We start from the raw sequence: 10,173 nt of genomic DNA on the forward strand, positions 1-10,173 counted from the left end.
CGTGGCCGAGCACTCTCCCCGTTCCCTGATCGTCACCCTCTACGGCGCGTACGGTCGCTCCCCGGACAACGCCCCGCTGGCGGTGTCCGAGCTGATCCGCCTGCTGCACGCGGTCGGCGTCGACGCTCCCTCCGTACGCTCCTCCGTCTCACGGCTCAAGCGCCGCGAGCTGCTCGTACCCGCCCGGACGGCGGACGGCGCCGCCGGATACGCCCTGTCGGCCGACGCCCGTCAGCTGCTCGACGACGGCGACCGGCGGATCTACCGGCATCCGGCGCCCGGGCTCCGGGAGGGCTGGGTGCTCGCCGTCTTCTCCGTACCGGAAGCGGAGCGCCACAAGCGTCACCTGCTGCGCTCCCGCCTCGGCAACCTCGGCTTCGGCGCGGCCGCGCCCGGGGTGTGGATCGCGCCCGCCGGACTCTACGAGGAGACGCGGCACACCCTGGAGCGGCTGGAACTCGCTCCGTACGTGGAGCTGTTCCGCGGGGAACACCTCGGTTTCGCCGCGACGAAGGAGTCGGTGGCCCGCTGGTGGGACCTGGACGCGATCGCCCGGCTCCATCTGGACTTCCTGGAGCAGCAGGAGCCCGTGCTGCGGGGCTGGGAGGCCCGGTCCGTCGGGAGTGCGCCGGACCCGGAGGGCGCCTACCGGGACTACCTCCTCGCCCTGGATTCCTGGCGGCGGCTGCCGTACGCGGATCCCGGGCTGCCCGAGGAGCTGCTGCCCAAGGACTGGCCCGGCGGCCGATCGGCGGAGGTCTTCGGGCGGCTGCACGGACAACTGCGGGACGCGGGGGCGGAGTTCGTGGGCACGAAGGCCGACGACGGATGAAATCGGGGTGCCCCGAAGGCTGCTGACCCGGCAGGATGAGGCATGACCTGGACCTTCACTGATGACGTCGGCGTCTTCCTGGACGCGGCCGGCGCGTCGCTGGCCGCCCGGCCCGCGGAGAACACCCTGGTGCTGACCGTCACCGCGACCCTGCGGCACAGCGGTCCGCACGCCTACGGCGAGGGCACCCCGCTGCTGGGGTGGTGGCGCGGGGCTGACGGGCAGGTCGCCGGGACGCTCGTGCGGACGCCGCCGTTCGTGCCGATCCTGGGCACGGTGGCTCCGGACGCGATCGGTCCGCTGACCGAGGCGCTCCCCCTGCCGGGCATCAACGCGGACCGCGCCACCGCCGAGGCGCTGGCCGCCCACTGGCCCGGCCACCGCGTCGACGAGGAGCACCGGCTGTACCGGCTTGGCGAGTTGGTTCCGCCGTCCCCCGCGCCCGCCGGACGGCCGCGCACCGCGACGGGTACCGACCGCACGCTGCTCATCGACTGGTTCCGGGCCTTCGGTGAACAGACCGGCCAGTCGGGCGACCGGGCCGAACGGATCGTGGACGACCGGACGTCGCACGGCGGGCTGACCCTCTGGGAGGACGACGGTGTCCCGGTGTCGATGGCGGGCGTCTCGCGCAGGATCGCGGGCACGGTGCGGGTGGCGACGGTCTACACGCCGCCGGAGCACCGCGGCCGGGGGTACGCGGCGGCGGTGACGGCGGAGGTCAGCCGGGCGGCACGGGAGGCGGGCGCCGAGGAGGTGCTGCTCTTCACCGACCTCGCGAATCCGACGAGCAACGGTGTGTACCGGCGCATCGGCTACGAGGCCGTCTCCGACCGGCTGCTGATCACCGCGGAGCCGAAGTGACGGACGGGGACCGGGAGACGCCGCCGGAGCAGGCCTGGCTGGTCGCCGCGAACGTGGTGCGCTGGCGGCGGTACGGGGACGGCGGGCAGGAGCTCCGACCGGGCACCAAGTCCTACCGGGGCGGCTCGAAGGTGCATGTGATCTCGACCTATCCGGGTACGGCCCACGAGCAGCTGACCACGATCGGACGCGGGCGCCACACGGGCACGTACATCACCATCGACATGGCGACGCGCAACCTGCACACCTTCCGCGCCGTTCCGGTCCACAGCCCGACCGTGCTGCGGCTGCGCGAGGAGGCCGGCGCGGGCGGCTGCCGGCCGAGCCGACAGGACGCCGAGGAACTGGCCGCCCTGCTCGGACGGCTGGCCGCCGAGTACCGCACCACCTCGTGGGGCTCGCCTCATCCCCTGCCCTGCCGCTGCCACGAGTGTCTGACGCTCAGCCCAGGGTGAGCCGGGGCTTGGGTGCGTCGGTGCGGCCCGTCGGCGGGGTGCGGCTGCCCGCACGGTACGGGAGGGGCCACGGGGCGCCCGGACCCTCGTAGCCCTGCTCGGCCGCGGCGTGCAGGGTCCAGTGCGGGTCGTACAGATGCGGGCGGGCCAGGGCGCAGAGGTCGGCGCGGCCGGCGAGGAGCAGCGAGTTGACGTCGTCCCAGGAGGAGATGGCGCCGACCGCGATGACGGGAACGTCCAGGGTGTTGCGGATCCGGTCGGCGTACGGCGTCTGGTAGGAGCGGCCGTACTCGGGGCGTTCGTCCGGGACGACCTGGCCGGTGGAGACGTCGATGGCGTCGGCGCCGTGTGCGGCGAAGGCGCGGGCGATCCCGAGGGCGTCCTCGGGGCTCGTACCGCCCTCGGCCCAGTCGGTGGCGGAGATCCGGACGGTCATGGGCCGGTCCTCGGGCCACACCTCGCGGACCGCGTCGAAGACCTCCAGGGGGAAGCGGAGGCGGTTCTCCAGCCGCCCGCCGTAGGCGTCGGTGCGCCGGTTGGTGAGCGGGGAGAGGAAACCGGAGAGCAGATAGCCGTGCGCGCAGTGCAGTTCGAGGAGGTCGAATCCGCAGCGGGCGGCCCGCCGGGCGGCGTCGGTGAACTGGGCACGGACGGTGTCGAGCCCGGCCCGGTCCAGGGCGTGCGGGAGCCGGCTGACGCCCGGTGCGTACGGGATCGGGGAGGCGGCGCTCAGCGGCCAGTTGCCTTCGTCCAGCGGCTGGTCGATGCCGTCCCACATCAGTTTCGTGGAGCCCTTGCGGCCGGAGTGGCCGAGCTGGACGCCGATCGCTGCGCCGGGGGCCGAGTCGTGGACGAAGCGGGTGATCCTGCCCCAGGCGGTGGCCTGTTCGTCGGTCCACAGGCCCGTGCAGCCGGGGGTGATGCGGCCTTCGGGGCTCACGCACACCATCTCGGTCATGGTGAGTCCGGCGCCGCCGAGTGCGCGGGCGCCCAGGTGGACGAGGTGGAAGTCGCCGGGCATCCCGTCGACGGCGGAGTACATGTCCATGGGCGAGACGACGACGCGGTTGCGGAGTTCAAGGCCGCGCAGCCGGAGCGGGGTGAACATCGGCGGGGTTCCCTGCGGGCAGCCGAACTCCGCCTCGACGGCTCCGGTGAAGTCGGAGTCGCGCAGCCGCAGATTGCCGTGGGTGACGCGGCGGCTGCGGGTGAGGAGGTTGAAGGCGAACCGCCGGGGCGGCTGGTCCACGTACAGCGGGAGCTCCTCGAACCAGCGCAGGCTCGCCGCCGCGGCGCGCTGCGTGGACAGGACGACCGGGCGCCGCTCGGCCTCGTACGCGGCGAGGGCGGTGGGCAGGTCGGGCTGCTCCTCGATGCAGGCGGCCAGCGCGAGGGCGTCCTCGACGGCGAGTTTGGTGCCCGAGCCGATGGAGAAGTGGGCGGTGTGGGCGGCATCGCCGATGAGGACCGTGTTTCCGTGGGCCCAGTGGGTGTTGGTGACGGTGGCGAAGGTCAGCCAGGAGGAGTTGTTCGAGCGCAGCGGCCGGCCGCCGAGTGCCTCGGCGAAGACCTTGGCGCAGCGTTCGGTCGACTCGGTGGCATCACAGGTGTCGAGGCCGGCCGCCCGCCAGACCTCTTCGCGCATCTCGACGATGACGGTGGAGGCGTCGGGCGAGAAGGGGTAGGCGTGCAGCTGCATCACGCCGTACTCGGTCTCGGCGATCTCGAAGCGGAAGGCGTCGAACGCGAAGTCGGCGGCGAGCCAGATGTAGCGGTTGCGGTGGGTGGAGATCCGCGGGCCGAAGTGGGCGGCACGCTCCTCGCGGGTGGCGCTGTGCACGCCGTCGGCAGCGATCACCAGGTCGTGGCGGGCGGCGAGCTCGGCGGCCGGCGGGGCCTCGGCCCCGAAGCGGAGGCGTACGCCCAGGGACGCGCAGCGCTCGTGCAGGATCTGCAGGAGCCGGCGGCGGCCCAGCGCGGCGAAGCCGTGGCCGTCCGAGGTATGGGTGGTGCCCCGGTGGACGACGTCGATGGTGTCCCACCGGACGAACTCGTCCCTCAGTGCCGCGTACACGACGGGATCGGCGTGCTCGATGCCGCCGAGCGTCTCGTCGGAGAGGACCACACCGAAGCCGAACGTGTCGTCGGGTGCGTTGCGCTCCCAGACGGTGATCTCGCGCCGGGGGTCGAGCCGCTTGAGGAGAGCCGCGGCGTAGAGCCCGCCGGGCCCGCCGCCGATGACCGCGATCCGTCCGGTGCGCGGGGTGCCTGGAGCGGAGGAGGGCATCGCGCTACCGGCCCTGCCACTTCGGCGGCCGCTTCTCGGTGAAGGCGGCGTGGAACTCGGCGTAGTCCTCGCCGTTCATGAGGAGGGCCTGGGTGGCGGCGTCCAGTTCGACGGAGGCCGCGAGCGGCATGTCGAGCTCGGCGGTGAGCAGTGCCTTGGTCTGCGCGAGGGCGAGTGCGGGGCCGTCGGCCAGCCGGCGGGCGAGCTCCGCGGCCCGTGTGTCGGCCCTGCCCTCCTCGGCCATCTCGCTGATCATTCCGATGCGCTCGGCCTCGGGGGCGCGGACGGGTTCGCCGAGCATCAGGAGCCGGGTGGCGTGACCGAGGCCGACGACGCGCGGCAGGAGGTAGGCGGCCCCCATGTCGCCGCCGGAGAGACCCACCTTGGTGAAGAGGAAGGCGAAGCGGGCGGAGGGGTCGGCGACGCGGAAGTCGGCGGCGAGCGCGATGACCGCCCCGGCCCCGGCGGCGACCCCGTGCACGGCGGCGATGACGGGGAAGGGACACTCCCGCAGGGCCCGTACGACCTGTCCGGTCATCCGGTTGAAGTCGAGCAGCTGCGCGGTGTCCATGGCGAGCGTGGCGCCGATGATCTCGTCGACATCGCCGCCGGAACAGAATCCGCGCCCCTCACCCGCGAGCACGAGCGCGCGCACGGAGCGTTCACGGGAGAGCTCGGCGAGGAGGTCGCGCAGGTCGGCGTAGGCGCCGAAGGTCAGTGCGTTGAGCTTCTCGGGCCGGGCGAGGGTGACGGTCGCCACCCCGTCGTGCCTCGTCAGGCGCAGATGTTCCCATCGCTCCGTATGCGGGACGGAGCCGGTGAACGGGCTCATGGAAGGGGTCCCCTTCAGCCGTCGGGCTGCTGTGATCCGCTTCGAAGTTATCACTCATACGTGACTTCCGTCATGAGCGCGCAATAACTGATCCGTCGCGCCGATGTGGCGAAGGTCCCGTTTGTACCGGTCGACCGCCCCTATGTCTGAGGCGGTGCACTTCGTAAGGTTGGACCCAGGAAGTCCTGGTACAGAACTTTCGGTGCAGAACTTCGGTACAGAGCCTCCGTACGGAACATCGGTACAGAACCTTCGGTACTGAAATCTCCGTACGGAACTCTCCGTACAGACGTCCGGTACGACCCTCCGGTACAGCTCGGCAGGGAAGCCCGGTGCAGGATGTCCCGCTCCCGAACGGAAACCGCCTTGCCGCCCGACGCCCCCGCCCCCGTGCCCACCTCCTGGCGCGTCGCACTGCCGCACTCCACGGCCGCCGTGCCGATCGCCCGCGCCCTCATCCGTACGGCGCTGGCGGACATCGACGCACCGGCGGACAGCGACACGGCCGAGCTCCTCACGGCCGAACTGGTCGCCAACGCGGTGGAGCACACCGACGGCGCGGGGCCCATCGAACTGGTCGTGGAGCTCATGGCGACCGGATGCCAGGTCGAGGTGCACGATCACGACCCCGGTCCGCCCGGAGACCTGTCACGCCCCCGGCCCGGCAGCGAGCCGGACCCCTGGCAGGAGCACGGCCGCGGACTGGTCCTGATCCGCACCCTCAGCTCCGCCTGCGGTCATCGCGCCACCGAGCACGGCAAGGCCGTCTGGTTCACCCTTCCGTCGGTGCCGCCGCCCGGCCCTCGGGGCTGACCAGCCGGGACCGGCTGCGGCCGTAGCCGGCGTACACGAGGGCACCGACCGCCAGGAAGACCACGAACTGCACCCAGGTCGACCAGCCCGTCCCGTACATCAGGTACAGGCAGAAGGCGACGCCCAGGACCGGGCTGAGCGGGTAGAGCGGCACCCGGAAGGACCGCTTCAGCTCCGGATTGCGGCGGCGCAGCGCGATCACCGCGATGTTCACCACCGCCATGATCGCGAGGGTGCCGATGGTCGTCAGGTTCACCACGACGTCGAGCGACGAGAAGGCCGCCGGGATCGCGAAGAGGAGCGCCACGATCCAGGTGTTGGCCACCGGCGTGTGCGTCCGGGGCGAGACGCGCTCGAAGACCCGGGGAATCAGTCCGTCGCGTGACATCGACATCAGGATCCGGGTCTGCCCGTACATCACCGCGAGCACGACGGACGCGATCGCGACGACCGCGCCGAAGGCGATGATCCCGCCGCCGACCTCGGAGTCGGTGACCTGGTCGACGACCAGCGAGAGCGCGGCCGGCTTGTCGGACACGGCGTCCGCGCCCAGCGCGCCGATGGCTCCGAGGGCGACCGCGCAGTAGAGCAGCGTGACGAGGCCGATGCAGATCATGATCGCGATCGGGATGTTCCGCCTGGGGTTCTTGACCTCTTCGCCCGCAGTGGTGATGGCGTCGAACCCGATGTACGAGAAGAACGCCAGCGACGCACCGGCGGTCACCCCGGCCACGCCCTCGGGAGCGAACGGGGAGAGGTTTCCGTCCTCGAACGCGGTGAAGGCGATCACGCAGAACGCGATCAGGATGCCGATCTTGAGGACCGCCATCGCCGCGGTGGCCCCCGCGCTCTCCCGGATGCCGCGCACCAGCAGAGTGGCGGCCATCATGATCACGACGACGGCGGGCAGGTTGATCACTCCCCCGTCCGCGGGTCCCGAGGACAGGGCGGCCGGCAGCTCCCAGCCGAAGATGCTGTTCAGCAGCTCGTTGACGTACTGGCTCCAGCCGACCGCGACCGCGGAGACCGAGACGCCGTACTCCAGCAGCAGACACCAGCCCACGAGGAACGCCACGCGCTCGCCGAGCGTGGCGTAGGCGAACGAGTACGAGCTGCCGGAGACCGGGATGGCACCGCCGAGCTCGGCGAAGGAGAAGGCCGTGAAGATGCAGGTGACCGCGGCGAGGACGAAGGAGACCACGACCGCGGGGCCCGCTTCGGCGACGCTGTCGGACAGGCCGACGAAGATCCCGGTGCCGACGATCGCGCCGACGCCGAAGCAGACGAGCTGGAACAGCCCCATGGTGCGGCGGAGGCCGTGGCCCTCCAGGTCGGCACCGGACTCGGCGACCAGCAGGTCGGGGCTCTTGATGCGCGCCCGGCTCACCGGCGGGCTCACGGGTGTCCGGGGGGAGGGGACGGAACTCATGGGGGGACGTTCTCTTCTCTGGTGGAGCGTGGGGCATGGGGCGTGGGCCCGCCGAAAGCCGCGGGAGGACCTGGGCCTGCGGGCGGGACCGAGGAGCCGGTGGGGAGGACTCGGCCCGAGCGCACAGAAATGGGGTTCGAGCGTGCGAGCCCGAACCCCACCAAGTGGCACCATCGTAGGCGCCACCACGCATGTTCACCCAATCGGGTGCATGCTCATGCGTACTGCCCCTGGCCTGCCATGGTGGCCACGAGGACGGCCTTGATCGTGTGCATCCGGTTCTCGGCCTCGTCGAAGACGACGGAGTGCCCGGACTCGAAGACCTCGTCGGTGACCTCCAGCTCGGTGAGGCCGTGGCGCTCGTGGATCTCCCGGGCCACCTTCGTACCGAGGTCGTGGTACGCGGGGAGGCAGTGCAGAAACTTGACGCCGTCGTTGCCGGTGGCCCGCAGGACGTCCATGGTCACGGCGTACGGCGCGAGCGCGGCGATCCGCTCGTCCCAGACCTCCTTGGGCTCCCCCATGGAGACCCAGACGTCGGTGGCGACGAAGTCGGTGCCGCGGACGCCCTCGGTGATGTCCTCGGTGAGGGTGATGCGCGCGCCGCTGGACTCCGCGAGCTTGCGGGCCTGCGCCACGACCTCCAGGGCCGGCCAGTACGCCTCGGGCGCGACGATCCGGACGTCCATACCGAGCAGGGCACCGGTGATCAGGTAGGAGTTGCCCATGTTGAAGCGGGCGTCGCCGAGGTAGGCGAAGCCCAGCTGGTCCAGCGGCTTGTCGCTGTGCTCGGTCATCGTGAGGATGTCGGCGAGCATCTGGGTGGGGTGCCAGTCGTCGGTGAGGCCGTTGAAGACGGGGACGCCGCTGTACGCCGCCAGCTGCTCGACCGACTCCTGGCTGTCGCCGCGGTACTCGATGCCGTCGAACATCCGGCCGAGTACACGAGCGGTGTCCATGACCGACTCCTTGTGTCCCATCTGGGAGCCGGAGGGATCGAGGTACGTCGTGGAGGCGCCCTGGTCGGCGGCGGCCACCTCGAAGGCGCACCGGGTGCGGGTCGAGGTCTTCTCGAAGATCAGCGCGATGTTCTTCCCACGCAGTCGCTGCACCTCCTCGCCCGCCCTCTTGGCGGCCTTGAGCTCGGCAGCCAGGGCGATCAGGCCGCGGAACTCCTCGGCCGTGAAATCCAGCTCCTTGATGAAGTGGCGGCCTGCGAGGTCTATGGCCATGGTGACTGCTCCTGGGTCGGGCTGAGGACACGCATACAGTGACCCTGGAAGTCTATACGAGACTACGCATTGATATACAGAGGTGGTGGGGTGCCCGGTTGCCCCTGGGAGCCTGTGGCGCGCGCCACCGGGCAGCTCAAATGGGCGGGCGGCCCGCTCACACCGGGTCGCGCACCACCGGGCAGCTCATGCAGCGCGGACCGCCTCGGCCCCGCCCGAGCTCACTGCCGCGGATCTCGATGACCTCGATGCCCTCCTTGCGCAGAAAGGTGTTGGTGGTGGCATTGCGCTCGTACGCGACGACGACCCCGGGTTCCACGGCCAGCACGTTGCAGCCGTCGTCCCACTGCTCGCGCTCGGCCGCGTGGACGTCCTGGGTGGCGGTGAGGACCCGGATGGTGTCCAGGCCCAGCGCGGCGGCGATGGCACGGTGCATGTGCTCGGGCGGATGGTCGGTGACCTTCAGCTCCCGGGGGCCGCTGCCCGGCTCGATCGTGTAGGACCGGAGCATCCCCAGCCCGGCGTACTGCGTGAACGTGTCGCCGTCGATCATCGTCATCACCGTGTCGAGGTGCATGAACGCGCGGCGCTTGGGCATGTCGAGCGCCACGATCGTCCGGGCCGACCCGGCGTCGAAGAGCCCCCTGGCGAGCATCTCCACGGCCTGCGGGGTGGTGCGCTCGCTCATCCCGATGAGGACGGCGCCCCGGCCGATCACGAGGACGTCGCCGCCCTCGATGGTGGACGGGTAGTCGTGCTGCCCCTCCGACCAGTGGTGGAAGGCGCCCGCCTCCGGGCCGGTGAACAGGGGATGGTGCCGGTAGATGGCCTCGAAGTGCACGGTCTCGCGCTGCCTGGCCGGCCAGCGCATCGCGTTGATGGACACCCCGTCGTAGATCCATGCCGAGGTGTCGCGGGTGAAGAGGTGGTTGGGCAGGGGGTTGAGGAGGAAGTCGTCCAGGTCCATGACATGGAAGCGGACGGACGTCGGCTCGGCGTGCCGCTCCAGGAACTCCCGCTTCGTCATGCCGCCGACCAGCGCCTCGGTCAGCTCGGCGGCCGACAGCTCCTCGAAGACGGCACGAAGATGCTCGGTGGCGAGCGGTCCGTACTCCTTCTCCTCGAACACCCGGTCGAGGACGAGCCGCCGCGCCACCGGGATGTCGAGGGACTCACGCAGCAGGTCACCGAAGAGGTGGACCTCCACTCCGCGGTCGCGCAGCACATCGGCGAAGCCGTCGTGCTCCTCCCTTGCGCGGCGCACCCACAGCACGTCGTCGAACAGGAGCGCGTCCTTGTTGCTGGGGGTGAGCCGCTTCAGCTCCAGATCGGGGCGGTGCAGGATGACGCGGCGCAGCCGCCCGGCCTCGGAATCGACATGGAATCCCATGCCTCCATCCTCACCGCGCGGAGCACCGTTCACCCTGCG

Annotated in this window: 9 protein-coding genes; 4 read left to right on the plus strand and 5 right to left on the minus strand. The window is 71.2% G+C overall.

What is annotated here, in order from left to right:
* Position 1: 1 nt before the first annotated feature.
* From ACFQ6X_RS31660 to ACFQ6X_RS31670, 3 genes are read left to right on the plus strand one after another with little or no spacing between them, the layout of a single operon-like run.
* Positions 2-832: a PaaX family transcriptional regulator C-terminal domain-containing protein gene (locus ACFQ6X_RS31660; RefSeq protein WP_383186558.1), complete on the plus strand. Its 831-nt coding sequence runs from the start codon at positions 2-4 to the stop codon at positions 830-832.
* Between the two features lie 42 nt (positions 833-874).
* On the plus strand, positions 875-1,696 hold the full coding sequence (locus ACFQ6X_RS31665; protein ID WP_383186560.1) for a GNAT family N-acetyltransferase: 822 nt from the start codon (positions 875-877) through the stop codon (positions 1,694-1,696).
* On the plus strand, positions 1,693-2,151 hold the full coding sequence (locus tag ACFQ6X_RS31670) for a hypothetical protein (RefSeq protein WP_383186562.1): 459 nt from the start codon (positions 1,693-1,695) through the stop codon (positions 2,149-2,151). Before ACFQ6X_RS31665 ends, ACFQ6X_RS31670 begins: the two co-directional genes overlap by 4 nt.
* Here the strand turns inward: ACFQ6X_RS31670 and ACFQ6X_RS31675 are convergent.
* A complete protein-coding gene (locus ACFQ6X_RS31675; protein ID WP_383186564.1) occupies positions 2,138-4,438 on the minus strand; it encodes a bifunctional salicylyl-CoA 5-hydroxylase/oxidoreductase in 2,301 nt (766 codons plus the stop codon). The two genes, ACFQ6X_RS31670 and ACFQ6X_RS31675, sit on opposite strands and share 14 nt — an antisense overlap.
* A 4-nt stretch (positions 4,439-4,442) precedes the next feature.
* Positions 4,443-5,270 (minus strand): enoyl-CoA hydratase family protein, encoded by an 828-nt coding sequence (locus ACFQ6X_RS31680; protein WP_383186566.1) that lies wholly within the window; start codon positions 5,268-5,270, stop codon positions 4,443-4,445.
* Between the two features lie 366 nt (positions 5,271-5,636).
* Here ACFQ6X_RS31680 and ACFQ6X_RS31685 point away from each other — a divergent pair, with 366 nt between their 5' ends.
* Entirely contained in the window at positions 5,637-6,083 is a 447-nt protein-coding gene (locus ACFQ6X_RS31685) for an ATP-binding protein (RefSeq protein WP_383186568.1), read from the plus strand.
* On the opposite strand, the gene ACFQ6X_RS31690 is transcribed toward ACFQ6X_RS31685, so the two are convergent.
* The 3 genes from ACFQ6X_RS31690 to ACFQ6X_RS31700 form a co-directional block, all read right to left on the minus strand.
* A complete protein-coding gene (locus ACFQ6X_RS31690) occupies positions 6,043-7,512 on the minus strand; it encodes an amino acid permease (RefSeq protein ID WP_383186570.1) in 1,470 nt (489 codons plus the stop codon). The genes ACFQ6X_RS31685 and ACFQ6X_RS31690 overlap by 41 nt on opposite strands.
* Before the next feature lie 215 nt (positions 7,513-7,727).
* On the minus strand, positions 7,728-8,744 hold the full coding sequence (gene argF, locus ACFQ6X_RS31695; protein ID WP_383186572.1) for an ornithine carbamoyltransferase: 1,017 nt from the start codon (positions 8,742-8,744) through the stop codon (positions 7,728-7,730).
* A 157-nt stretch (positions 8,745-8,901) separates the two neighbouring features.
* Complete coding sequence (locus tag ACFQ6X_RS31700) at positions 8,902-10,134, minus strand: arginine deiminase (protein ID WP_383186574.1); 1,233 nt, start codon at positions 10,132-10,134, stop codon at positions 8,902-8,904.
* Positions 10,135-10,173: the final 39 nt, after the last annotated feature.

Source organism: Streptomyces sp. NPDC056452, from assembly GCF_042796085.1.
In the GTDB taxonomy this organism is placed as follows: domain Bacteria; phylum Actinomycetota; class Actinomycetes; order Streptomycetales; family Streptomycetaceae; genus Streptomyces.

Excerpts from the sequence above, each read along its gene's own strand:
- ACFQ6X_RS31665 (WP_383186560.1), top strand. The coding sequence starts at position 875 with ATGACCTGGACCTTCACTGATGACGTCGGCGTCTTCCTGGACGCGGCC.
- ACFQ6X_RS31675 (WP_383186564.1), bottom strand. The coding sequence starts at position 4,438 with ATGCCCTCCTCCGCTCCAGGCACCCCGCGCACCGGACGGATCGCGGTC.
- ACFQ6X_RS31680 (WP_383186566.1), bottom strand. The coding sequence starts at position 5,270 with ATGAGCCCGTTCACCGGCTCCGTCCCGCATACGGAGCGATGGGAACAT.
- ACFQ6X_RS31690 (WP_383186570.1), bottom strand. The coding sequence starts at position 7,512 with ATGAGTTCCGTCCCCTCCCCCCGGACACCCGTGAGCCCGCCGGTGAGC.
- argF (WP_383186572.1), bottom strand. The coding sequence starts at position 8,744 with ATGGCCATAGACCTCGCAGGCCGCCACTTCATCAAGGAGCTGGATTTC.
- ACFQ6X_RS31700 (WP_383186574.1), bottom strand. The coding sequence starts at position 10,134 with ATGGGATTCCATGTCGATTCCGAGGCCGGGCGGCTGCGCCGCGTCATC.